Annotated in this window: 20 protein-coding genes; 2 read left to right on the top strand and 18 right to left on the bottom strand. The window is 64.3% G+C overall.

What is annotated here, in order from left to right:
• Positions 1–69: 69 nt before the first annotated feature.
• The 18 genes from accA to rpsB form a co-directional block, all read right to left on the bottom strand.
• On the bottom strand, positions 70–1,020 hold the full coding sequence (accA, locus tag HMPREF2914_RS08865) for an acetyl-CoA carboxylase carboxyl transferase subunit alpha (protein WP_003109333.1): 951 nt from the start codon (positions 1,018–1,020) through the stop codon (positions 70–72).
• Between the two features lie 149 nt (positions 1,021–1,169).
• Positions 1,170–4,691 (bottom strand): DNA polymerase III subunit alpha, encoded by a 3,522-nt coding sequence (dnaE, locus tag HMPREF2914_RS08860; RefSeq protein ID WP_003098578.1) that lies wholly within the window; start codon positions 4,689–4,691, stop codon positions 1,170–1,172.
• A 129-nt stretch (positions 4,692–4,820) separates the two neighbouring features.
• The gene (locus HMPREF2914_RS08855) at positions 4,821–6,236 is read right to left on the bottom strand and encodes an alanine/glycine:cation symporter family protein (RefSeq protein WP_003092370.1); all 1,416 of its coding nucleotides are present in this window, start codon (positions 6,234–6,236) and stop codon (positions 4,821–4,823) included.
• Positions 6,237–6,452: 216 nt separating this feature from the next.
• Complete coding sequence (rnhB, locus tag HMPREF2914_RS08850; RefSeq protein WP_003092371.1) at positions 6,453–7,058, bottom strand: ribonuclease HII; 606 nt, start codon at positions 7,056–7,058, stop codon at positions 6,453–6,455.
• Complete coding sequence (lpxB, locus tag HMPREF2914_RS08845) at positions 7,058–8,194, bottom strand: lipid-A-disaccharide synthase (protein ID WP_003092372.1); 1,137 nt, start codon at positions 8,192–8,194, stop codon at positions 7,058–7,060. Before lpxB ends, rnhB begins: the two co-directional genes overlap by 1 nt.
• A gap of 3 nt (positions 8,195–8,197) precedes the next feature.
• Positions 8,198–8,974, bottom strand: coding sequence for an acyl-ACP--UDP-N-acetylglucosamine O-acyltransferase (lpxA, locus tag HMPREF2914_RS08840; RefSeq protein ID WP_003092373.1), 777 nt, complete (start codon positions 8,972–8,974; stop codon positions 8,198–8,200).
• Positions 8,971–9,411, bottom strand: coding sequence for a 3-hydroxyacyl-ACP dehydratase FabZ (fabZ, locus tag HMPREF2914_RS08835; RefSeq protein WP_003092375.1), 441 nt, complete (start codon positions 9,409–9,411; stop codon positions 8,971–8,973). Before fabZ ends, lpxA begins: the two co-directional genes overlap by 4 nt.
• 45 nt (positions 9,412–9,456) lie before the next feature.
• Positions 9,457–10,518 carry a UDP-3-O-(3-hydroxymyristoyl)glucosamine N-acyltransferase gene (gene lpxD, locus HMPREF2914_RS08830; RefSeq protein WP_003098585.1) on the bottom strand — a complete coding sequence of 354 codons (1,062 nt, stop codon included), beginning with the start codon at positions 10,516–10,518 and terminating at the stop codon, positions 9,457–9,459.
• Positions 10,518–11,024, bottom strand: a complete 507-nt coding sequence (locus HMPREF2914_RS08825) for an OmpH/Skp family outer membrane protein (protein ID WP_003098586.1) — start codon at positions 11,022–11,024, stop codon at positions 10,518–10,520. Before HMPREF2914_RS08825 ends, lpxD begins: the two co-directional genes overlap by 1 nt.
• Before the next feature lie 50 nt (positions 11,025–11,074).
• Positions 11,075–13,459, bottom strand: a complete 2,385-nt coding sequence (bamA, locus tag HMPREF2914_RS08820) for an outer membrane protein assembly factor BamA (RefSeq protein WP_003098590.1) — start codon at positions 13,457–13,459, stop codon at positions 11,075–11,077.
• Positions 13,460–13,529: 70 nt separating this feature from the next.
• Positions 13,530–14,882, bottom strand: coding sequence for a sigma E protease regulator RseP (rseP, locus tag HMPREF2914_RS08815; RefSeq protein ID WP_009313536.1), 1,353 nt, complete (start codon positions 14,880–14,882; stop codon positions 13,530–13,532).
• Between the two features lie 25 nt (positions 14,883–14,907).
• On the bottom strand, positions 14,908–16,098 hold the full coding sequence (gene ispC, locus HMPREF2914_RS08810; protein WP_003109337.1) for a 1-deoxy-D-xylulose-5-phosphate reductoisomerase: 1,191 nt from the start codon (positions 16,096–16,098) through the stop codon (positions 14,908–14,910).
• Positions 16,095–16,910, bottom strand: coding sequence for a phosphatidate cytidylyltransferase (gene cdsA, locus HMPREF2914_RS08805; RefSeq protein ID WP_003092388.1), 816 nt, complete (start codon positions 16,908–16,910; stop codon positions 16,095–16,097). The genes ispC and cdsA overlap by 4 nt, the downstream gene beginning before the upstream one ends.
• Positions 16,904–17,659, bottom strand: coding sequence for a polyprenyl diphosphate synthase (gene uppS, locus HMPREF2914_RS08800; protein WP_003113863.1), 756 nt, complete (start codon positions 17,657–17,659; stop codon positions 16,904–16,906). The genes cdsA and uppS overlap by 7 nt, the downstream gene beginning before the upstream one ends.
• A 15-nt stretch (positions 17,660–17,674) precedes the next feature.
• Positions 17,675–18,232 carry a ribosome recycling factor gene (frr, locus tag HMPREF2914_RS08795; RefSeq protein WP_003092390.1) on the bottom strand — a complete coding sequence of 186 codons (558 nt, stop codon included), beginning with the start codon at positions 18,230–18,232 and terminating at the stop codon, positions 17,675–17,677.
• A gap of 2 nt (positions 18,233–18,234) precedes the next feature.
• On the bottom strand, positions 18,235–18,972 hold the full coding sequence (gene pyrH, locus HMPREF2914_RS08790; RefSeq protein WP_003092391.1) for a UMP kinase: 738 nt from the start codon (positions 18,970–18,972) through the stop codon (positions 18,235–18,237).
• Between the two features lie 198 nt (positions 18,973–19,170).
• The gene (gene tsf / locus HMPREF2914_RS08785) at positions 19,171–20,040 is read right to left on the bottom strand and encodes a translation elongation factor Ts (protein WP_003092393.1); all 870 of its coding nucleotides are present in this window, start codon (positions 20,038–20,040) and stop codon (positions 19,171–19,173) included.
• A gap of 130 nt (positions 20,041–20,170) precedes the next feature.
• Positions 20,171–20,911 (bottom strand): 30S ribosomal protein S2, encoded by a 741-nt coding sequence (rpsB, locus tag HMPREF2914_RS08780; RefSeq protein WP_003092394.1) that lies wholly within the window; start codon positions 20,909–20,911, stop codon positions 20,171–20,173.
• Between the two features lie 264 nt (positions 20,912–21,175).
• Here rpsB and map point away from each other — a divergent pair, with 264 nt between their 5' ends.
• Both map and HMPREF2914_RS08770 read left to right on the top strand, forming a co-directional pair.
• The gene (gene map / locus HMPREF2914_RS08775) at positions 21,176–21,961 is read left to right on the top strand and encodes a type I methionyl aminopeptidase (RefSeq protein WP_003092395.1); all 786 of its coding nucleotides are present in this window, start codon (positions 21,176–21,178) and stop codon (positions 21,959–21,961) included.
• Between the two features lie 166 nt (positions 21,962–22,127).
• Positions 22,128–24,830, top strand: a complete 2,703-nt coding sequence (locus HMPREF2914_RS08770) for a [protein-PII] uridylyltransferase (RefSeq protein WP_003113862.1) — start codon at positions 22,128–22,130, stop codon at positions 24,828–24,830.
• Positions 24,831–24,840: the final 10 nt, after the last annotated feature.

The following is a 24,840-nucleotide window of genomic DNA, read 5'->3' as shown; positions in this document are numbered from 1 at the left end:
GCTTGCGCTCCTCATGCGACAAGCCCGGCGAATGCCGGGCTTGTCGATCGTACCAGTGCGCCGGATGGTTTACGGCGCGCCGTAGCTCATCAGGCGGTCGTAACGACGCTCCAGCAACTCACCCATTTCCAGGCCCTGGAGCATCTTCAGTTGCGCCAGCAGTTCGCCACGGATCGATTCGGCCATGCTCGCCGGATCGCGATGGGCGCCGCCCAGCGGTTCGTCGATGACCTTGTCGACGATGCCCAGGCCTTTCAGGCGCTCGGCGGTGATGCCCATGGCCTCGGCGGCTTCCGGCGCCTTCTCGGCGGTCTTCCAGAGGATGGAGGCGCAGCCTTCCGGCGAGATCACCGAGTAGGTGGAGTATTGCAGCATGTTCAACTGGTCGCAGACGCCGATGGCCAGCGCGCCGCCGGAACCGCCCTCGCCGATCACGGTGGCGATGATCGGCGTCTTCAGTCGCGCCATCACCCGCAGGTTCCAGGCGATCGCCTCGCTCTGGCCGCGTTCCTCGGCATCGATCCCCGGGTAGGCGCCGGGCGTGTCGATGAAGGTCAGGATCGGCATCTTGAAGCGTTCGGCCATTTCCATCAGGCGGCAGGCCTTGCGATAGCCTTCCGGACGCGGCATGCCGAAGTTGCGCCGGACCTTCTCACGGACTTCGCGGCCCTTCTGGTGGCCGATGACCATCACCGGGGAACCGTCGAGGCGGGCAACGCCACCGACGATCGCCGGGTCGTCGGCGAAATGCCGGTCGCCGTGCAGTTCCTCGAAATCGCTGAACAGGTAGCCGATGTAGTCGAGGGTATAGGGACGCTTGGGATGGCGCGCGAGCTGGGCGATCTGCCAACTGGACAGATTGCCGAAGATGTTTTCGGTGAGCGCCTTGCTCTTGTCCTGCAGACGCGAGATTTCGTCGCTGATGTTCAGCGCATTGTCGTTGCCCACCAGGCGCAGCTCTTCGATCTTGGCTTGCAGGTCGGCGATCGGCTGTTCGAAATCAAGAAAGTTCGGGTTCATAGGCTTCCGTCGTGCGCAGATTCTAGTGGGCCGTTTCCGTTTGGCGCCCTACCTTACGGGATCGGGCGCCAGGGGTCGAGCCGGGAGCAAGGGCGATCCGCGTTTTCCCGCCGCAGAGCGCGGAACAACGGCGTTATCGCCCATCGCGATTAACGATAATTGAGGAAGACGTTGTCGCGCCCGAACTGGTCACGCAATGCCTGGATCAGATCGTCCGCCGGATCCACCCGCCAGCTCTCGCCGAACTGCAGCAGGGCCTTGGCGTCGGCGCTGGTGTAGTCCAGGGTGATCGGGCAGGAACCGCGATGGCGGTTGAACAGCTCGCCCAGCCAGCGCAGGCGATCGCCCTTCAACAGGTCGGCGTGCAGCTTCATCCGCAGGCTCTCCGCCAGGCCGGTACGCGCCTCCTCCAGGCTCATCACGCGCTTGGCGCGCAGGCGCAGTCCGCCGGAGAAGTCGTCCTGGCTGACCTCGCCCTCGACCACCACCAGCGCGTCGGTCTGCAGCAGCGACTGGGCCGCGGCGAAGGCTTCGGAGAACAGCGAGGCCTCGATCCGTCCGGAGCGGTCGTCGAGGGTGACGAAGCCCATCTTGTCGCCCTTCTTGTTCTTCATCACCCGCAGGTTGACGATCAGCCCGGCCACCGTCTGGGTATCGCGCGCCGGCTTCAGCTCGACGATGCGCTGGCGGGCGAAGCGCCGCACCTCGCCTTCGTACTCGTCGATCGGATGGCCGGTCAGGTACAGGCCGAGGGTGTCCTTCTCGCCCTTCAGGCGTTCCTTGAGGGTCAGCTCCTTGACCTTGCGGTGGTTGGCGTAGACATCCGCCTCCGGCTCGGCGAAGACTCCGCCGAACAGGTCCATGTGCCCGCTGTCGTGGCTGCGCGCGGTCTGCTCCGCGGCCTGGATCGCTTCCTCCATCGCCGCCAGCAGCACGGCGCGGTTGAGGTCGACGGTAGCCTGGTAGGCCTTTAGCTCGTCGTGGTAGTGCGGCCCCAGGCGATCCAGCGCACCGGCGCGGATCAGCGCTTCCAGGGTGCGTTTGTTGATGCGCTTGAGGTCGACGCGGTCGCAGAAGTCGAACAGGGTGTTGAACGGCCCGCCTTCGGCGCGGCATTCGGTGATCGCCTCCACCGGCCCCTCGCCGACGCCCTTGATCGCACCCAGGCCATAGACGATCCGGCCATCGTCGTCGACGGTGAAGCGGAACTCGGAGTTGTTCACGTCCGGCGCCACGATGCGCAGCTTCATGTGCCGGCATTCTTCGATCAGCGTCACCACCTTGTCGGTGTTCTGCATATCCGCGGTGAGTACCGCGGCCATGAACGGCGCCGGGAAGTGGGTCTTCAGCCAGGCGGTCTGGTAGGAGACCAGGCCGTAGGCTGCCGAGTGCGACTTGTTGAAGCCGTAGCCGGCGAACTTTTCCACCAGGTCGAAGATGTTGCCCGCGAGATCGGCATCGATGCCGTTGTTCTTGCAACCCTCGATGAAACCGCCGCGCTGCTTGGCCATTTCCTCGGGCTTCTTCTTGCCCATCGCCCGGCGCAGCATGTCCGCGCCACCGAGGGTATAGCCGGCCATGACCTGGGCGATCTGCATCACCTGTTCCTGGTACAGGATGATGCCGTAGGTGGGCTTGAGCACCGGCTCCAGGCCGGCGTACTGGTAATCGGGGTGCGGATAGGACAGCTCGGCGCGACCGTGCTTGCGGTTGATGAAGTCGTCCACCATGCCCGACTGCAGAGGACCCGGGCGGAACAGCGCCACCAGTGCGATGAGGTCTTCCAGGCAGTCCGGCTTGAGCTTCTTGATCAGCTCCTTCATGCCACGCGATTCGAGCTGGAACACCGCAGTGGTCTCGGCCTTCTGCAGCAGCGAATAGGTCGGCTTGTCGTCCAGCGGGATGAAGTCGATGTTCACCGGCTCCAGGCCCTTCTTGGCCTGCTCGCGGTTGATGATCTCCATCGCCCACTTGATGATGGTCAGGGTCCGCAGGCCGAGGAAGTCGAACTTCACCAGGCCGGCCGCCTCCACGTCGTCCTTGTCGAACTGGGTCACCAGTCCGCCGCCTTCCTCGTCGCAGGCGATCGGCGAGAAGTCGGTCAGCTTGGTCGGCGCGATCACCACGCCACCGGCGTGCTTGCCGGTACCGCGGGTGATGCCTTCCAGCTTGAGGGCCATCTCCCAGATCTCGGCGGCTTCCTCGTCGCTCTTGAGGAAGTCGCGGAGCATTTCTTCCTGCTCGTAGGCCTTATCCAGGGTCATGCCGACTTCGAACGGAATCATCTTCGACAGCCGGTCGGCGAGACCGTAGGACTTGCCCTGGACCCGCGCCACGTCGCGTACCACCGCCTTCGCCGCCATGGTGCCGAAGGTGATGATCTGGCTCACCGCGTTGCGCCCGTAGGCGTCGGCCACGTAGTCGATCACCCGGTCGCGGCCCTCCATGCAGAAGTCGACGTCGAAGTCGGGCATGGAGATCCGTTCCGGGTTGAGGAAACGTTCGAACAGCAGGTCATAGGCCAGCGGATCGAGGTCGGTGATCTTCAGCACGTAGGCCACCAGCGAGCCGGCGCCCGAGCCCCGCCCGGGGCCTACCGGTACGCCGTTGTTCTTCGCCCACTTGATGAAGTCCATCACGATGAGGAAGTAACCGGGGAAACCCATCTGGATGATGATGTCGAGTTCGAAGTTCAGGCGATCGACATAGACCTGGCGCTTGGCCTCGTAGTCCGGGGTGTCCTTCGGCAACAGCACCTCCAGGCGCTCCTCGAGACCTTCGAAGGAGGCGTGCCGCAGGTAGTCGTCGATGCCCATGCCATTGGGCGTGGGGAAGTCCGGCAGGAAGTACTTGCCCAGTTGCACCTCGATGTTGCAGCGCTTGGCGATCTCGACGGTGTTTTCCAACGCTTCCGGCAGGTCGCTGAACAGCTCGGCCATTTCCGCCGGCGACTTCAGGTATTGCTGGTCCGAATAGGTACGCGGCCGCCGCGGATCGTCGAGGGTCCGCCCCTCGCCGATGCAGACGCGGGTCTCGTGGGCCTCGAAGTCTTCCTGCTTGATGAAGCGCACGTCGTTGGTCGCCACCAGCGGCGCGTTACAGCGTGACGCCAGAGCCACCGCCGCGTGGAGGTGCTCCTCGTCGTTGACCCGGCTGGTACGTTGCACTTCGACGTAGAAGCGCTCGGGGAACACCTCCATCCACTCGCGCAACAGCGCCTCGGCCTTGGCCTCCTCGCCGTCGAGCAGCGCGTGGCCGATCTCGCCTTCCTTGGCCGCGGACAGCGCGATCAGGCCTTCCGCCGCCTCCTTGACCCAGTCGCGCTCGATGATGATCTCGCCATTGCGCTGGCCTTCGCTCCAGCCGCGGGAAATCAGCTCGGTGAGGTTGCGATAGCCCTTCGCGTTCATCGCCAGCAGGCTCAGGCGGCTGAGCGGGCCATCTTCCTCGCGGCTGGCGAGCCAGATGTCGGCCCCGCAGATCGGCTTGATGCCGGCGCCCATGGCGGTCTTGTAGAACTTCACCAGCGAGCACATGTTGCTCTGGTCGGTGACCGCCACCGCCGGCATGCCCAGCCCTGCCACTGCCTTGGCCAGGGGCTTGACCCGGACCAGGCCGTCGACCAGGGAGAATTCGGTATGCAGACGCAGGTGAACGAAGGATACGGTCATGAAGGCCCCGGAGCAGAAATAACGCAAAAACGACAAGGCCCGGATTGTACCGGGCCCGGTGGCAAAGCTACAGGTTCAAGAGCGGACGATGCGCCTCGGCTGCGCCGAGAAACGTCGCCCGCCCCGCGCTCAGGCGCGGCGGTCGTCCCAGATACCCGGTTCGAGCTTCTGCTGGACTTCAGGGAACTGGCTGGCGTCGAAGGTCGGCAGCTTGCCGGCCTTGCGCTGGGCGTTGTAGTCCTTGGCCAGCTTGATCGCGAGGTTGGACAGCAGCAGGATGGCGATCAGGTTGGTGATCGCCATCAGGCCCATCGACACGTCGGCGAGGTTCCAGACGAACGGCAGCGAAGCCAGCGCGCCGAACATCACCATCGCCAGCACGATCAGGCGGAAGATCAACAGGCCCGCCAGGTGGTTGTGCTCGAGGAATACCAGGCAGTTCTCGGCATAGAAGTAGTTGGCGACGATCGAGGTGAAGGCGAAGAACAGGATGATCACCGCCAGGAAGTAGCGGCCCCAGTCGCCGACCTGGCTGGTCAGGGCATTCTGCACCAGCATGATGCCCTCGCCTTCCTGCGGTCCGGCCAGCAGGATGATGGCGGCGGAAGCGGTGCAGATCAGCAGGGTATCGATGAACACGCCGGCCATCTGCACATAGCCCTGGGACGCCGGGTGCGGCGGATAGGGCGTGGCCGAGGCGGCGGCGTTGGGCGCCGAGCCCATGCCTGCTTCGTTGGAGAACAGGCCGCGCTTGAAGCCGTTGAGGATCGCCGCGCCGATGCCGCCGGCGGCGGCCTCGTGCCAGCCGAAGGCACTCTTCACCACCATCGCCAGGACGCCCGGCAGTTCGCTGAGGTTGAACAGGATGATGCCCACCGCCAGCAGCAGGTAGGCCACCGCCATGAAGGGTACCGCCAGTTCGGAGAAGCGCGCGATGGAACGCAGGCCGCCGAAGATGATCAACGCGGTGAGGATCACCACGGCGATGCCGCTGATCCAGGTCGGCACGCCGAAGGCACCCTGCATGGCACCGGTGATGGTATTGGCCTGCACCGAGTTGAAGACGAAACCGAAGGCGATGATCAGGAAGATCGAGAACAGGATGCCCATCCAGCGCGCACCCAGGCCCTTCTCCATGTAGTAGGCCGGGCCGCCACGGAACTGGCCCTTGTCGTCGCGAATCTTGAACAACTGGGCCAGGGTCGCCTCGACGAAGCCGGTCGCCATCCCCACCAGGGCGATCGCCCACATCCAGAACACTGCGCCGGGACCGCCGAGCGTGATCGCTACCGCCACGCCGGCGACGTTGCCGGTACCGACCCGCGCCGCCAGAGAGGTGCAGAGCGCCTGGAACGAGGAGATTCCCGAGTCGTCCGACTGGCGGCTGCCCTTGAGCACGCTGAAGGTATGGCCGAAGTGGCGGAACTGGATCAATCCCAGGCGCACAGTGAAGTACAGGCCGCAACCGACCAGCAGCCAGATGAGGATCTTGCCCCAGATAAGGCCGTTGAGCAGGTCGACGACCTGAGTGGCGAATTCTTGCATGGATAACTCCCCTGTTCCGCTTATGGCGGATTGTTGTCAGCCGACCTCCCGGGTAGAAGGCCGCGTGTTTCGGACACACACGGAATGACGTGCGAGCCGAAGGAAATTTCGCTGTGAATGGTACCTGGCAGGAAGGGGCAGGACTTTCCGCTATTGACGCCGCTCACCGCTTGTCACCAGGCGACGGATACGGTCAGTCACGCGACATCCGCTCAATTATTGAACAGGGACATCCAGCAATTCGCGAACCGGAGCAAACGAGCGTCGATGGATCGGCGTCGGGCCGAGACGGGAAAGCGCCTCGAGATGGACCGCGGTCGGATAGCCCTTGTGCCCGGCCATGCCATAGCCCGGATAGACCCGGTCCAGCTCGACCATTTCCCGGTCGCGACTGACCTTGGCCAGGATCGACGCCGCGGCGATCGCCGGTACCTGGCTGTCGCCCTTGACCACCGGCGCGCTGGGCACCGCCAGTTTCGGACAGCGATTGCCGTCGATCAGGGCCAGCCGCGGAGTCACGCTGAGGCCTTCGACCGCGCGCTGCATGGCGAGCATGGTGGCATGCAGAATGTTCAGCCGGTCGATCTCCTCGACCTCGGCGCGGGCGATGCACCAGGCCAGGGCCTTCTCGCGGATCTCTTCGAACAGCGCCTCGCGACGAGCTTCGCTGAGCTTCTTCGAGTCGTTCAGGCCGAGGATCGGGCGGCTCGGGTCGAGAATCACCGCGGCGGTGACCACCGGACCGCACAACGGACCGCGACCGACCTCGTCGACGCCCGCGACCAGATCCTCCACCAGATTGAAATCCAGGCCCAGTTGCATCAGCGGCGCTCCACCAGTTGCAGGACGGCTTCCGCCGCCTGTGCCGAAGCATCCTGGCGCAAGGCCCGATGGATGGCATCGAAGAATTCCACCTGCTGCGAGCCGTCGTCCAGCAGCGGCGAGAGGGTTGCGGCCAGCGCTTGCGGGGTGGCGGCGTCCTGGATCAGTTCCGGCACCAACAGGCGCCCGGCCAGCAGGTTCGGCAGGGAGATGTAAGGGCTTTTCACCAGGCGCTTGAGAATCCGGTACGTCAGCCCGGCGACCCGATAAGCCACCACCATGGGCCGCTTGTAGAGCAGCGCCTCGAGGGTCGCGGTACCGGAGGCGATCAGCACCGCATCGCAGGCGGCCAACGCTTCATGGGAAGCGCCGTCGAGCAGCGTCAGCGGCAGAGGCTCGCGGCCCTGGAGCATCTGCTCGATCTGTTCGCGCCGTGCAGCGCTGGCGCAGGGCAGCACGAAACGCAGGCCCGGCCGTTCGACGAGCAGGCGCTGGGCGGTGTCGAGGAACAAGGCGCCGAGCTTGCCGACCTCGCCGCCGCGACTGCCCGGCATCAGCGCCACCACCTGTCCGTCCGCCGGCAATCCGAGCCGCGCGCGGGCCGCAGCGCGATCGGCCTGCAGGGGAATGGTGTTGGCCAGGGGGTGGCCGACGAAACGCACGGGCACCCCATGCTCTTCGTAGAAACGTGCTTCGAAGGGGAACAATGCCAGCATCAGGTCGCAGGCCTCGCGAATCTTCAGCACCCGCTTCTGCCGCCAGGCCCACACCGAAGGGCTGACGTAATGCACGGTGCGCAGGCCAGCCTGGCGCAGCCTGTGCTCGACGCCGAGGGTGAAGTCGGGAGCGTCGATGCCGATCATCACATCCGGCCGGGCCTCGATGAGCGTGCGGATCAGGCGCTTGCGCCGTCGCAACAACTCCGGCAGCCTGCCCAGCACTTCGACCAGGCCCATCACCGACAGGCGCTCCATGGGGAAATAGCTGGACAGCCCTTCGGCCTCCATGCGCGGCCCACCGACGCCGATGAACTCGATATCCGGGTGCCGCGCCCGCAGCGCCTGCATCAGTCCGGACCCGAGGATGTCGCCGGAGGCCTCGCCGGCGACCAGGGCTACGCGCAATCCGTCAGCCATGGCTCAGCGGGTGATGCCGCGGGTTGCGCTCTGGATGGAATCACGGAACACCGCGACCTCGGGGAACTGGGCAGCGCTTTCGGCCAGCTCGGCCAGGGCTTCCTCGACGGTATGTCCCTGGCGATAGACCACCTTGTAGGCACGCCGCAGGGCATGGATGGCCTCGCTGCTGAAGCCGCGCCGACGCATGCCTTCGAAGTTCATGCTGCGGGCTTCGGCCGGGTTGCCGAAGACCGTCACGTAGGCCGGGACGTCCTTGCCGATGGCGCTGCCCATGCCGGAAAAGCTGTGCGCGCCGATCCGGCAGTACTGGTGCACCAGGGTGTAGCCGGACAGGATCGCCCAGTCGTCCACGTGGACATGCCCGGCCAGCGCCGTGTTGTTCACCAGGATGCAATGGTTGCCGATCACGCTGTCATGGCCGATGTGCGCATAGGCCATGATCAGATTGTGGTCGCCAATGGTGGTTTCCGCGCGATCCTGGACGGTTCCGCGATGGATGGTCACGCCTTCGCGGATCACGTTGTGGTCACCGATCACCAGGCGCGTCGGCTCGCCCTTGTATTTCAGGTCGGGAGTATCCTCGCCGACGCTGGAAAACTGGTAGATGCGGTTGTGCTTGCCGATCTTCGTGGGGCCCTTGAGCACCACGTGCGGACCGATCACCGTCCCTTCACCGATCTCCACTTCCGCCCCGACGATGGACCACGGGCCCACCTGGACGTCAGCCGCCAGCCTGGCGCTCGGATCGATGATGGCGCGAGGATCGATCAAACTCATAGTTTGCGTTCCGCACAGATGATTTCAGCCGAGCATACCGGCTTGTCGTCGACGGTAGCGTGGCAGTCGAATTTCCAGATGCTGCGCTTCACGCTGATGAACTTGGCGTGCAGTTGCAGTTGGTCGCCCGGCAGGACCGGCTGGCGGAAGCGCAGCTTGTCCGAACCGACGAAGTAGTAAAGGGTGCCGTCGGCGGGCTTCACGTCGAGCATCTTGAAACCGAGGATACCGGCCGCCTGAGCCATCGCCTCGATGATCAGCACGCCCGGCATGATCGGGTGCTCGGGGAAATGTCCGTTGAAGAACGGCTCATTGATACTGACATTCTTGTAGGCGCGAATGCGCTTGCCCTCGATGTCCAGCTCTACCACCCGATCCACCAGCAGGAAAGGATAGCGATGAGGCAGGTATTCGCGAATCTCGTTGATGTCCATCATGTTAGGGGGAGCCTGTTCAGAAAAGGGTGACGCAAAAAACGTCAATTACGCATCAGATGAAGCGTCACCGCTTGAGGTCACGGCAGCCAGGCGTTTTTCCAGCTGCTGAAGTCGACGCGCCATGTCGTCCAGTTGACGAATGCGCGCGGCGCTTTTTTTCCATTCGGCCGCCGGTTGCATGGCGGTACCGGAGGAATACGATCCCGGCTCGGTGATCGAGCGGGTCACCATGGTCATGCCGGTCACGAAAACGTTGTCGCAGATCTCGATATGGCCGACCAGGCCAACGCCGCCGGCGAGCATGCAATGCCTGCCGATCTTGGCGCTGCCGGAAATGCCGACGCAAGCGGCCATGGCGGTATGATCGCCGATCTGCACGTTGTGCGCGATCATGATCTGGTTGTCCAGCTTCACACCGTTGCCGATCAGCGTATCGGACAGTGCTCCACGGTCGATGGTGGTGTTCGCGCCGATCTCGACGTCGTCGCCGATGGTCACCCCGCCGATCTGGGCGATCTTCTGCCAGACGCCCTTCTCGTTGGCGAAACCGAAGCCTTCGCCGCCGATCACCGCGCCCGACTGGATACTCACCCGCGCGCCGATGGTGACGTCGTGGTAGAGCGTGACCCGCGGCGCCAGCCAGCCGCCTTCGCCGATCACGCTACGGGCGCCGATTACGCAGTGCGCGCCGATGCTGACGCCAGCGCCGATGCGGGCGCCACTCTCGATCACCGCATAGGCGCCGACACTGGCGCTCGGATCGACCTCGGCGTCCGCCGCGACGATAGCGGTGGGATGGATACCGGCGGCCGCCTTCGGCTTGCGATCGAACAGATGCGACAGGCTGGCATAGGCCAGGTAGGGATTGGCCACCACCAGCGCGGTACCGGCGAACCCGTCGGCGTCGGCAGCCGTCAGCAGGACGGCGCCGGCACGGCTTTCGGGCAGGTACTTGCGATACTGCGGGTTGGCCAGGAAGCTCAGCTGAGCCGGTCCGGCCTCCTGCAAGGTCGCCAGGCCCTGGATCGGCAGGTCCGCGTCGCCACGGACTTCCGCGCCGACATGCGCGGCCAGCTGGCCCAGGGTGTAGGACAAGGTACTCATCATCAACGCAGCTGGTTCATCCGCTCGATCACCTGGCGGGTGATGTCGTATTGCGGCTTGACGTCGACCACGGCGCCACGCTCGATGACCATGTCGTAGCCGCCTTTCTTGATGGTTTCCTCGACGGCCTGGTCCAGCTTCGGCTTGAGCTTCTTCAGCATGTCGCGGTCGGCGGCGGCCTTCGACTCGTTCAGTTCCTTGGACTGGAACTGGAAGTCACGGGCCTTCTGCTTGAAGTCCAGCTCGGCCTTCTCGCGGTCGCCCTGGGACATCTTGCTGCCGTTGGAAACCAGCTTGTCCTGCAGCGCCTTGGCGTCGCGTTCGAGGTTCTTCAGCTTGTTCAGCTGGGGGCCGAACTTCTTCTCGGCATCCACGGCGTATTGCTTGGCGGCATCGGACTCGAGCAGCGCCATCTGGTAGTTGAGCACCGCGATCTTCATTTCAGCGAACGCCGAAGGAGCCGCCATGATGGCTGCGGTGATCAGGACGAACTGGGTGAACTTACGCACGATGCACTCCTGCACAAAGCATGGTTTCGTTACTCGGTACTACGTACAAATCAGAAGGTCTGGCCCAGGGAGAACTGGAAGACCTGGGTTTCCGCGTTGTCCGGCTTCTTGATCGGCGTCGCCAGGCTGAAGCTCAGCGGGCCCAGCGCGGTGATCCAGGTCAGGCCGACGCCCACGGAACTGGCGAGGTTGTCGGTCTTGATGCCGTCGCAGTTGGTGGTGGTCTTGGTCGGGCAGTCGGTATCGAAGGTGCTACCCACGTCCCAGAACAGCACGGTACGCAACTGGCGCTGGTCCTTGACGAACGGCAGCGGGAACAGCAGCTCGGCGCCGCCGGTGATCAGGATGTTACCACCGAAGGCTTCGGGATCCTGGTCCGGGTCGGTGTAGCGACCACGCTCATCAGGCCCAGGAATGATCTTCCCATCCTTGTAAGCCCTAGAGGGGGTACTACGAGGCCCCAGCGTGCTGTCCTTGAAGCCCCGCACCGAGTTGAAGCCGCCGGCGTAGTAGTTCTCGTAGAACGGCAGGCGCTCGGTGGATCCGTAGCCATCGCCATAGCCCAGCTCGGTGTGGAAGCGCATGGTGTAGTTGTCGGTCAGCGGGGCGAAGACCTGCCCGCGGTAGTCGATCTTGTAGAACGACAGGTCGCTGCCCGGCAGGGTGGTTTCCAGGGTCAGGCTCTGCGAGTGACCACGGGTGGCCAGCACGCCCTTGTTCAGGGTCGATTCGGACCAGCCGATGGAAGCCTTGAAGTTGGTGAAGTTGTCGCCTTCCTTGTCGAGGAAGTCGTAGATCTCGTCCACGGTGTAGCGGCCGGTGTCGATCTGGTCGCGCTGCACGCTCAGGCCATAGGTCAGGCGCGAGGTCTCGCTGATCGGGTAGCCGATGCTCATGCCGGCGCCCAGGCTGTTCACCGAGTAGCTGGCGACGTCGACGTCGAGCTCGTCGTAGTCGGTCTTCCGATAGAAGGCGTTGTAGCCGAGGCTGACGCCGTCGACGGTCCAGTAGGGGTCGACGAAGCCGAAGTTGTAGCGGGTCTGGTATTCGCTGCGGGTCAGGCCGATGCTGACCTTGTTGCCGGTACCCAGGAAGTTGTTCTGGCTGATCGAGCCACCGAGGATCAGGCCGGCGCTCTGGGCGAAGCCGACGCTGGCGGTGATCGAGCCGGACGGTTGCTCTTCGACGCTGTAGTTGACGTCGACCTGGTCGTCGGTGCCGGGAACCGCCGGGGTCTCGACGTTGACTTCCTTGAAGTAGCCGAGGCGCTCCAGACGGGCCTTGGACTGGTCGATCAGGTAGGTGGAGGCCCAGCCGCCTTCCATCTGGCGCATTTCGCGGCGCAGCACTTCGTCTTCGGTCTTGGTGTTGCCGCGGAAGTTGATGCGGTTGACGTAGGCGCGCTTGCCCGGGTCGACGACGAAGGTCACCGAGACGGTCTTGTCGTCGTCATGGGCTTCCGGCACGCCGTTGACGTTGGCGAAGGTGTAGCCCTCGTTGCCCAGGCGACGGGTGATCAGGTCGGAGGTGGTGGTCATCACCTTGCGCGAGAACACCTGGCCCTTCTGTACCAGCAGCAGGCGCTTCACTTCCTCTTCCGGCACCTTCAGGTCGCCGGTCAGCTTCACGTCGCGGATGGTGTACTTCTCACCCTCGTTGATGTTGACGGTGATGTAGACGTGCTTCTTGTCCGGGGTGATGGATACCTGGGTGGAGGCGATATCCATGTTGATGTAGCCGCGGTCCAGGTAATAGGAGCGCAGGCGCTCGAGGTCGCCGGAGAGCTTTTCGCGGGCGTACTTGTCGTCGTTCTTGAAGAACGACAGCCAGTTGGTGGTCTTCAGTTCGAACAGGTCGGTCAGGTCTTCTTCGGAGAAGACGGTGTTGCCCACCACGTTGATGTGGGAAATCGCGGCGACCGTGCCTTCGTTGATGTTGATCTTCAGCGCGACGCGGTTGCGCGGCTGCGGGATCACTTCCGCGTTGATCTCGGCCGAGTAGCGGCCCTGGGCCACGTACTGGCGTTGCAGCTCGTTGCGCACGCCTTCGAGGGTGGCGCGCTGGAAGATCTCGCCCTCGGCCAGGCCAGACTGTTTCAGGCCCTTGAGCAGGTCTTCCTTGGAAATCGCCTTGTTGCCCTCGATCTCGATGCTGGAGATCGACGGGCGCTCGACTACAGTGACTACCAGCACGTTGCCATCGCGGCCGAGCTGGATGTCCTGGAAGAAACCGGTCTTGAACAGGGAGCGGGTAGCCTGGACCAGGGCCTGGTCGTCGATGGTCTCGCCGACGTTCAGCGGCAGGGCGGCGAACACGCTACCGGCGGACACGCGCTGCAGGCCATTGACCCGGATATCGGAAACAGTGAAGGACTCGGCGTGAACCTCGGCGATCATCAGCGCTGACAGCAGCGCGGGTAGCAGAAAGCGTTTCATGGAGTCCTTTTTTTCCAACTGACAAATAGAGAATCTGCCGCAAAGGGCGGCAGATTCGAATTCAACATGACTACAGACGACTCAGATCGTTGACCAGAGCGAGCAACATCACGCCAACGACCAGACTGATGCCGATCTGCATCCCCCAAGCCTGTACCCGTTCGGATAATGGGCGCCCGCGCACCCACTCAACCAGATAGAACAGCAGATGCCCGCCATCGAGGACAGGGATCGGCAGCAGGTTGAGAACCCCCAAGCTAATGCTCAGATAGGCCAGGAAATTGAGAAAATCCCCCACGCCAGACTGGGCTGAAGCGCCCGCCACTTTAGCAATGGTTATCGGCCCGCTCAAGTTTTTTACCGAGAGCTCGCCGAGCAACATTTTCTTTATGGAGTCGAGCGTTAGCAGGCTCATGGTCCAGGTTCGGGAAAGCGCCTGACCCACCGCCTCCAGAGGTCCGTAGCTCACTTCGCGGAGCATTTCCGCCGGCCATTCGGTACCGGCGACCCCCGCCCCCATGTAGCCGCTCCGGGCCTTGCCCTCGCCGCGCACCGCCAGCTCTAGGGCAACATCCAGCACTTCGCCGTCGCGCAGTACCTTGAGCTGGACGCGCTGCCCGGGACGGGCACGGACGCTGTCCACCACCTGCTGCCAGTCGTCGACGGCGATGCCATCGATGCTCTGCAAACGGTCGCCGAGCTTCAGCCCGGCGGCCTGCGCCGGCCCCTTGGGGTCGAGTTCGGCCAGCACCGGCGGCAAGGCCGGCCGCCAGGGCCGGATGCCCAGCGAGGCGATGGGATCGGGATTGTCCTCGCCCTTCAGCCAGCCATCCAGACGCACCTGGTGGGTGGAATCGACATTCGAGCCCTTTTCCTGCACCCGCACTTCCAGCGTACCGCTCTCGCCGAGACGGCGAACCAGCTGCAGGTTGACCCCGCTCCAGCCGGTGACGGGCTCGCCGTCCACCGCCAGCAGTTCCTGCCCGGCCTCCAGGCCGGCCTGGGCGGCCAGGCTCTCCGGCGCCACGGAACCGATGACCGGGCGTACCTGCTGGCTACCGAGCAGGGCGACGACCCAGAAGAACAGAATCGCCAGTAGGAAATTGGCGATGGGACCAGCCGCGACGATGGCGATCCGCTGACGGACCGTCTTGCGATTGAAGGACTGTTCGAGCAGATGGGCCGGTACTTCCGCCTCGCGCTCGTCGAGCATCTTGACGTAGCCGCCCAGCGGAATGGCCGCCACCACGAACTCGGTGCCGTGCCGGTCGTGCCAGCGCACCAGCGGGGTGCCGAAGCCGACGGAGAAGCGCAGGACCTTCACCCCGCAGCGTCGCGCGACCCAGAAGTGGCCGAATTCGTGGAACGTCACCAGCACGCCCAGGGCCACCAGGGTACCGACGATCATGTAAAGCGCACTCATCTCCTACCTCCAGGCCGTCCGAAGACTAGCCGGCGTGTCGGGTCAACCATTGCCCGGCGACCGAACGGGCGCGGCGATCGGCGGCCAGGACCTGATCGAGCGATTCGACTGCGGTCACCGCCTCGCGGTTCAGCACGTCCTCGATGATAACCGCGATGTCGCTGAAGCGGATGCGCCGCTCGAGAAATGCGGCCACGGCCACCTCGTTCGCGGCATTCAGCATGGCCGGGGCGCTGCCGCCGGTTTCCGCGGCCTGGCTCGCCAGGCGCAGGCAGGGGAAGCGCTGCTCGTCGGGGCGCTGGAAATCCAGGCGACCGACGGCGAACATATCCAGCGGCGAAACGCCGGAATCGATTCGCTCCGGCCAGGCCATGGCATAGGAAATCGGCGTGCGCATGTCCGGATTGCCGAGCTGGGCGATCACCGAACCGTCGACGTAGTCCACCATCGAGTGGATCACGCTCTGCGGGTGGATCACCACCTCGACCTGGCTCGGCTGGGCGTCGAACAGCCAGCACGCCTCGATCAGTTCGAGCCCCTTGTTCATCATGCTGGCGGAGTCGACGGAAATCTTCCGCCCCATCGACCAGTTCGGGTGCGCACAAGCCTGCTCCGGCGTCACCGAAGCGAGCTGCTCCAGCGGCGTCTCACGGAACGGGCCGCCGGAGGCGGTCAAGAGGATCCGGCGCACGCCGACCCGCTCCAGGCCATCGGCATAATTGCGCGGCAGCGACTGGAAGATCGCGTTGTGCTCGCTGTCGATCGGCAGGAGCACCGCGCCGCTGCGCTTGACCGCCTGCATGAACAGCGCGCCGGACATCACCAGCGCTTCCTTGTTGGCCAGCAGTACGCGCTTGCCGGCCTCGACGGCCGCCAGGGTCGACGGCAGCCCGGCGGCGCCGACGATGGCCGCCATTACCATGTCCACTTCGGGCGCGCTGGCCACTTCGCACAACGCCTGCTCGCCGAACAGCACCCGGGTGCGGATACCCGCCGCGGCGAGCGAGCCCTGCAAGGCGATCGCCGCGGCCTGCTCCGGCACCACCGCATAGACGGGGCGGTGCCTGAGGCACAGCGCCTCGAGTTCGGCCAGGCGGCTGAAGCCAGTCAGGGCGAAGGCTTCGTAACGATCGGGATGACGCTGGACGACGTCCAGGGTGCTCAGGCCGATCGAGCCGGTCGCGCCGAGCACGCTGATCCGCTGCGGTCGACTCATGGCGCACCCCAGCCGGCGGCCCAGAGCAGGGCCGCGAATACCGGGATGGCTGCCGTCAGGCTGTCGATGCGATCCAGCACGCCACCGTGGCCGGGCAGCAGGTTGCTGCTGTCCTTGATTCCGGACTGGCGCTTGAACATGCTTTCGGTGAGGTCGCCGACGATCGAGACGAACACCACCAGCGCCGCGCCGAGCAGGGCCAGGAGCAGCGCGCCGAGGGACCAGCCGCGGTAGAGGCCGACCGCCAGGGTGATCGCCAGGCTGGCCGCCAGGCCGCCGTAAACGCCTTCCCAGCTCTTGCCGGGGCTGACCCGCGGCGCCAGCTTGCGCTTGCCGAAGGCCTTGCCGGAGAAGTAGGCGCCGATATCCGCGCCCCAGACCAGCACCATCACGGCGATGATCAGGCCATTGGCCAGCGGCCACTGCTTGAGCAGGACCAGCCCCTGCCAGGCCGGCAACAGGATCAGCAGGCCCATGCCCAGGCGGCGCCAGCGGCCGCCCCAGTAGCCGACGCTTTCCGGGTAGGTGAGCACCAGCACGGTGGCCAGCGTCCACCAGACCAGCGCCAGCAGCAGCACGGCTCCGGCAAGCTGCGGCAGATGGTAGAGAGCGACCATCAGCACGGCGACCGTCGCCGCGTAGGCAACGCGGCCGAACTGTTGTTCATAGCCGGCCAGGCGCGCCCATTCCCAGGCCCCCAGGCTCACCACCGCGCCGATGAACAGGGCGAAGAACGCCCCTTCGAGAAGGAAGAAACCACCCAGCGCGATGGGCAAAAGCACCAGCGCCGTGATGATCCGTTGTTTCAGCATGACGGACGGGCCTCGGCCTCGACTTGCTCGCTGGTCTTGCCGAAGCGGCGCTGGCGCTTGGAGAAATCCGCCAGGGCAGCCCGCATCGCCGCGTGCTTGAAGTCGGGCCAGAACAGGTCGGAGAAATACAGCTCGGCGTAGGCCAGCTGCCAGAGAAGGAAATTGCTGATGCGATGCTCGCCGCCAGTGCGGATGCACAGGTCGGGCAGCGGCTGGTCGCCGGTCACCAGGCAGCCCTGGAGCAGCTCGGCGGAGATATCGTCCGCCGCCAGGTGCCCGCCCTGGACCTCGCGCGCCAGGCGCTGTGCGGCCTGGACGATGTCCCACTGGCCGCCGTAGTTGGCGGCGACCTGGAGGAGGAAACGGGTATTGCCGGCAGTGGCGGCTTCCGCTTCGCGCATGGCCGCCTGCAACTCCGGATGGAAACGCGTGCGATCGCCGATGATGCGCAGGCGGATGCCGTTCTCGTCGAGCTTGCGCACCTCGCGGCGCAGGGCCACGAGAAACAGCTCCATCAGCGCGCTGACTTCGTCCGCCGGACGCTGCCAGTTCTCGCTGGAGAACGCGAACAGGGTGAGGACCTCGACCCCTGCCTCGGCGCAGACCTCGATCACCGCCCTGACGGCATCGACACCGGCCTTGTGGCCGGCGACGCCGGGCAGAAGACGCTTCTTCGCCCAGCGATTGTTACCGTCCATGATAATGGCCACGTGGCGTGGCACGCACACATCCTTCCGGGTCTTTTCCATGACGTCAGCCCGGCCTCAGACAGCCATGAGGTCCGCTTCTTTGGCTTCCAGTGCCTTCTCGATCTCACCGATGAACTTGTCGGTCAGCTTCTGCACGTCGTCGCCGGCGCGGCGCTCTTCGTCCTCGCTGATTTCCTTTTCCTTCTGCAGGTCCTTCAGCTGGGCCAGCGCATCGCGACGGATGTTGCGCACGGAAACCCGCGCCTGCTCGGCCTCGGCACGCGCCTGCTTGGTGTAGCCCTTGCGGGTCTCCTCGGTCAGGGCCGGCATCGGTACGCGGATGGTGGTGCCGGCGGTGGCCGGGTTGAGCCCCAGGTCGGAGGTCATGATGGCCTTCTCGACCGCCTGGATCATGCTCTTGTCGAACACGGCCAGGGCCAGGGTGCGGGAGTCTTCCACGGTGACGTTGGCGACCTGGCGCAGCGGCGTATCGGCACCGTAATAGGAAACCATCACGCTATCCAGGATGCTCGGATGCGCGCGACCGGTGCGAATCTTCGCGAAGGCATGGCCCAGCGCTTCCAGGGTCTTGCCCATGCGCTCCTGCGCTTCCTTCTTGATCTCGTTGATCATTCTCAACCCTCCTCGATCAGGGTGCCTTCGGCACCACCAACAACAATATTCAGCAATGCGCCCGGCTTGTTCATGTTGAACACCCGCAGCGGCATGTTCTGGTCACGGCACAGGCAGATGGCGGTCAGGTCCATCACGCCGAGCTTGCGGTCGAGCACTTCATCATAGGTCAGGCGCTCGAACTTCTCGGCATTCGGGTCCTTGAACGGGTCGGCAGTGTACACGCCATCGACCTTGGTAGCCTTAAGGACCACGTCGGCGTCGATCTCGATGGCGCGCAGGCAAGCCGCCGAGTCGGTGGTGAAGAACGGGTTGCCGGTACCGGCGGAGAAGATCACCACCTCGCCACCGCCGAGGTGGCGCATGGCCTTGCGGCGGTCGTAGTGGTCGGTCACGCCGACCATGGAGATCGCCGACATCACCAGCGCGGGGATGTTCGAGCGCTCCAGCGCATCGCGCATCGCCAGGCCGTTCATCACGGTGGCCAGCATCCCCATGTGGTCGCCGGTCACCCGGTCCATGCCGGCCGCGGACAGCGCCGCGCCGCGGAACAGGTTGCCGCCGCCGATGACCAGGCCGACCTGCACGCCGATCCCGACCAACTGGCCGATTTCCAGCGCCATGCGGTCCAGCACCTTGGGATCGATGCCGAACTCCTCCGAGCCCATCAGGGCTTCGCCGCTCAACTTTAGAAGAATGCGTTTATAGCGAGGTTGACGAGCGCTCAGTTGCTGAGCCATGACCTTTTCTCCTGCGGCGATAAAAATACGTGACGGCCGGGCCGTCGTGGGTGGAGACGACTTTGCGCCTGCGTTGCGTGCGAGCCCGCCGAGCGGGCCGGCAACGCGGAAGCTGCCCCGAACGCTTCCCCATTTGACGAAGAGGCCGCACGCATCAGCGGGCAGCCTCTTCCGGGGCGACAGTCGAAACCGTCTTTGTTACTGCTTGGTGGCGGCTACTTGAGCGGCAACTTCGGCAGCGAAGTCCACTTCGGCCTTCTCGATGCCTTCGCCCACTTCGTAACGAACGAAGGAAACGATTTCGGCGCCGGCCTGCTTGGCCAGGTCGCCGACCTTCACTTCCGGGTTCTTCACGAAAGGCTGCTCGACCAGGCTCGCTTCGGCGAGGAACTTGCTGATGCGGCCCTTGACCATGTTCTCGACGATGTTCTCCGGCTTGCCGGCGATCTTGTCGGCGTTCAGCGCCAGGAAGATTTCCTTCTCTTTCGCGATCGCTTCTTCGGAAACTTCCGAAGCGCTCAGGAACTGCGGGTTGCTGGCGGCGACATGCATGGCGATGTCCTTGGCCAGTTCCGGGTTGCCGCCTTTCAGGTTGACCACGACACCGATGCGGTGGCCGTGTAGGTAGGCGCCGACCACGTCGCCCTCGACGCGGGTCAGGCGGCGGATGTTGACGTTCTCGCCGGTCTTGGCGACCAGAGCCAGACGAGCTTCCTCACGTGCTTCGACCAGCGGAGCGGCGTCGGTCAGCTTCTCGTTGAAGGCCTTTTCCAGACTCTCGGCGACGAAGCCCTTGAAGTCGTCCTGGAGGGCCAGGAAGTCGGTCTGGGAGTTGACTTCGATGATCACGGCGGCCTTGTTGTCGGCAGCGATCTTGACGGCGATCGAGCCTTCGGCGGCAATGTTGCCGGCCTTCTTGGCAGCCTTGATCGCACCGGCAGCGCGCATGTCGTCGATGGCCTTCTCGATGTCGCCGCCAGCGGCGGTCAGCGCCTTCTTGCACTCCATCATGCCCAAGCCGGTACGCTCGCGCAGTTCTTTAACCATGGCTGCAGTAATTTCTGCCATTTCGAAATCCTCTTGAGTGGTAGCTCTCAAAAAACCTTTGTGCCCGGCCTGCCGGGCAGAAACTCAAAGGTGGCAAAAAGGGGGCCTAGCCCCCTTCCTGCGCACCGTCGGACGTCTGAACGTCCCGGAATCAGCCTTCGGCGGATTCGGCCGGCGCTTCCTCGACGAACTCGTCGGCGCTGGTGGCAGCGCCCTGCTTGCCGCGGATTACCGCTTCGGCCATCGAGTTCAGGTAGAGTTGCACGGCGCGGATGGCATCATCGTTACCGGGAATTACATAGTCGACGCCTTCCGGGCTGCTGTTGGTATCGACAACGCCGATGACCGGGATGCCCAGCTTGTTGGCTTCGGTGATGGCGATGCGCTCGTGGTCGACGTCGATCACGAACAGAGCGTCCGGCAGGCCGCCCATGTCCTTGATGCCGCCCAGGCTGCGCTCGAGCTTCTCGAGGTCACGGCTGCGCATCAGGGCTTCTTTCTTGGTCAGCTTGTCGAAGGTGCCGTCCTGGGACTGGGTTTCCAGGTCGCGCAGGCGCTTGATCGACTGACGGATGGTCTTGTAGTTGGTGAGCATGCCGCCCAGCCAGCGATGGTCGACGTACGGCATGCCGCAACGAGCGGCTTCCTCGCGAACGATCTTGCCGGCGGAACGCTTGGTGCCGACGAACAGGATCTTGTTCTTGCCAGCGGCCAGGCGCTCAACGAAGGTCAGGGCCTCGTTGAACATCGGCAGGGTCTTTTCGAGGTTGATGATATGGATCTTGTTGCGCGCGCCGAAAATGAACTTGCCCATTTTCGGGTTCCAGTAACGGGTCTGGTGGCCGAAGTGCACACCGGCCTTCAGCATATCGCGCATGTTGACTTGGGACATGATAGTTCCTCGATAAGTCGGGTTAGGCCTCCACGCATCCCAATGACCAACCCTTGCGGGCACCCAGGCCATCGTGTCGATGCATGTGTGGGTTTGTGCTCCGGAAAAGGCCGCAGCCTCGGAGCGGGGCGCTTTATACCATAACCGTGGACGCAGTGAAACCCGCCGCGGATGGCCGGGCGGGAGTAGATCGGTCGGTCAGGTCTGCTAGAATCGCGTATTCCTTATTATTCATGCGTGCTTGCACGCCCGAAGAGAATTCGCATGACCGTCACCATCAAGACGCCCGACGATATCGAGAAGATGCGCATCGCCGGCCGCCTGGCCGCCGAAGTGCTGGAAATGATCGGCGAACACATCAAGCCCGGCGTGACCACCGAGGAGCTGGATCGCATCTGCCACGACTATATCGTCAACGAGCAGAAGGCGATTCCCGCCCCGCTGAACTACAAGGGCTTTCCCAAGTCGATCTGCACCTCGATCAACCATGTGGTCTGCCATGGCATCCCCAACGAGAAGCCGCTGAAGGAAGGCGACATCCTCAACGTCGACATCACCGTCATCAAGGACGGCTACCACGGCGACACCAGCAAGATGTTCCTGGTCGGCAAGACCCCGGAATGGGCCGACCGCCTCTGCCAGATCACCCAGGAATGCATGTACAAGGGCATTTCCGTGGTGCGTCCGGGCGCGCACCTGGGCGATATCGGCGAAATCATCCAGAAGCACGCGGAAAAGAACGGCTTCTCGGTGGTCCGCGAATACTGCGGCCATGGCATCGGCAAGGTGTTCCACGAGGAGCCGCAGGTCCTCCACTACGGTCGTGCGGGTACCGGCATCGAGCTGAAGGAAGGCATGATCTTCACCATCGAGCCGATGATCAACCAGGGCCGCCCGGAGACCCGCCTGCTCGGCGACGGCTGGACCGCGATCACCAAGGACCGCAAGCTGTCCGCGCAATGGGAGCACACCGTGCTGGTCACCGCCGATGGCTACGAGATCCTCACCCTGCGCAACGACGAAACCTTCCCGCGCACCTCGGCAGCCTGATCCGGCCCGGCTTTTGCTGCCAGCCGTGCGCCTCGACGCCCCGCCCCATTCCGGCGGGGCCGACGCCCCGATTCGGCGCAGCGCGCGCACCAATACAGCGCATAAACGCACCAAAACGGGGCGCTCGCGTATCGAACCCAACCGCTAGCAGATAAAGGAAGGCCGCATGCCGCAGGTGGATCCCGAATTGTTCGATCGCGGGCAGTTCCAGGCGGAACTGGCCTTGAAGTCCAGCCCGATCGCGGCCTTCAAGAAGGCCATCCGGCAATTCCGCGAAGTGCTCGACAACCGTTTCAACAGCGGCCGCGACATCCGCCGCCTGATCGAAGATCGCGCCTGGTGCGTCGACCAGATCCTGCAACAGGCCTGGCAGCGCTTCGACTGGGGAGACGACGCCGACATCGCCCTGGTCGCCGTGGGCGGCTACGGCCGCGGCGAACTCCACCCCTACTCCGACGTCGACCTGCTGATCCTCCTCGACAGCGAGGACCAGGAGAGCTTCCGCGAACCGATCGAAGGCTTCCTCACCCTGCTCTGGGACATCGGCCTGGAAGTCGGCCAGAGCGTGCGCTCGGTGCAGCAGTGCGCGGAGGAAGCACGCGCCGACCTGACGGTGATCACCACCCTCATGGAGTGCCGCACCATCTGCGGCCCTGACAGCCTGCGCCAGCGCATGCTGCAGGTTACCGGCAGCGCGCACATGTGGCCGAGCAAGGAGTTCTTCCTGGCCAAACGCCACGAACAGCAGCGCCGCCACGCCAAGTACAACGACACCGAGTACAACCTCGAGCCCAACGTCAAGGGCTCCCCCGGCGGCCTGCGCGACATCCAGACCATCCTCTGGATGGCCCGCCGCCAGTTCGGCAGCCTCAACCTGCACGCCCTGGTGCGCGAAGGCTTCCTGGTGGAAAGCGAGTGCAGCATGCTGGCCTCCAGCCAGGAGTTCCTCTGGCGGGTCCGCTATGCCCTGCACATGCTCGCCGGGCGCGCCGAGGATCGCCTGCTGTTCGATCACCAGCGCAGCATCGCCCGTCTGTTCGGCTACGAAGACAACGACGTCAAGCTGGCGGTCGAACGCTTCATGCAGAAGTACTACCGGGTGGTGATGGCGATCTCCGAGCTGAACGACCTCATCATCCAGCACTTCGAGGAAGTCATCCTGCCCTGCGAGCAGCCGGTGCAGATCCAGCCGCTGAACAGTCGCTTCCAGTTGCGCGACGGCTACATCGAGGTGACGCACCCGAACGTCTTCAAGCGCACCCCGTTCGCCCTCCTGGAAATCTTCGTGCTGATGGCACAGCACCCGGAAATCAAGGGCGTGCGCGCCGACACCATTCGCCTGCTGCGCGACAGCCGACACCTGATCGACGACGAGTTCCGCCACGACATCCGCAACACCAGCCTGTTCATCGAGCTGTTCAAGAGCAGCCAGGGTATCCACCGCAACCTGCGGCGGATGAACCGCTACGGCATCCTCGGCCGCTACCTGCCGGAGTTCGGCCATATCATCGGGCAGATGCAGCACGACCTGTTCCATATCTATACGGTGGACGCCCACACCCTCAACCTGATCAAGCACCTGCGCAAGCTGAATCGGCCGGAGATGGCCGAGAAATATCCGCTGGCGAGCAAGATCATCGATCGTCTGCCCAAGCCGGAACTGATCTACATCGCCGGTCTCTACCATGACATCGCCAAGGGCCGTGGCGGCGACCACTCGGAACTCGGCGCGGTGGACGCCGAGGCCTTCTGCCAGAGCCACCAGTTGCCGCTCTGGGACACCCAACTGGTGTCCTGGCTGGTGCAGAACCACCTGGTGATGTCGACCACCGCGCAACGCAAGGACCTCTCCGACCCGCAGGTGATCTTCGATTTCGCCCAACTGGTCGGCGACCAGACCCACCTCGACTACCTGTACGTGCTCACCGTGGCCGACATCAACGCCACCAACCCGACGCTCTGGAACTCCTGGCGCGCCAGCCTGCTCCGGCAGCTCTACACCGAGACCAAGCGCGCCCTGCGCCGCGGCCTGGAGAACCCGGTGGACCGCGAGGAGCAGATCCGCCAGACGCAGACCGCGGCCCTCGACCAACTGGTACGCAACGGCATCGACCAGGACGATGCCGAGCAGTTATGGAGCCAGCTCGGCGACGACTACTTCCTGCGCCACACCGCCGGCGACGTGGCCTGGCACACCGAGGCGATCCTCCAGCACCCGGACGACGGCACGCCGCTGGTGCTGATAAAGGAAACCACCCAGCGCGAGTTCGAGAGCGGTTCGCAGATCTTCATCTACGCCGCCGACCAGCACGATTTCTTCGCGGTCACCGTGGCCGCCATGGACCAGCTCAACCTGAGCATCCAGGACGCGCGGATCATCACCTCCACCAGCCAGTTCACCCTCGATACCTATATCGTGCTCGACGCCGACGGCGACTCCATCGGCAACAACCCGGAGCGCATCGCCGAGATCCGCGAGGGGCTTATCGACGCGCTGAAGAACCCCGACGACTACCCGACCATCATCCAGCGCCGGGTGCCGCGCCAGCTCAAGCACTTCGCCTTCGCCCCGCAGGTGACCATTTCCACCGACGCGTTGCGCCAGGTCTCGGTGCTCGAAGTCATCGCCCCCGACCGCCCAGGCCTGCTGGCGCGGATCGGCGGCATCTTCCTGGATTTCGACCTGTCGGTGCAGAACGCCAAGATCGCCACCCTCGGCGAGCGCGTGGAGGACGTCTTCTACATCACCGATGCGCGCAACCAGCCGCTCGCCGACCCCGACCTGTGCAAACGCCTGCAGGCCGCCCTGGTCGAGCAGCTGTCACAAGACAACGGACGGGACACCCTGCCTACCCGGATAAACTTCTGAGAAGCCTTGC

The organism is Pseudomonas sp. HMSC067G02 (assembly GCF_001813485.1).
Taxonomy (GTDB): Bacteria; Pseudomonadota; Gammaproteobacteria; order Pseudomonadales; family Pseudomonadaceae; genus Pseudomonas; species Pseudomonas aeruginosa.
The sequence above is the reverse complement of the archived record's forward strand: the minus strand, read 5'-3'. Positions and strand labels throughout refer to the sequence as shown.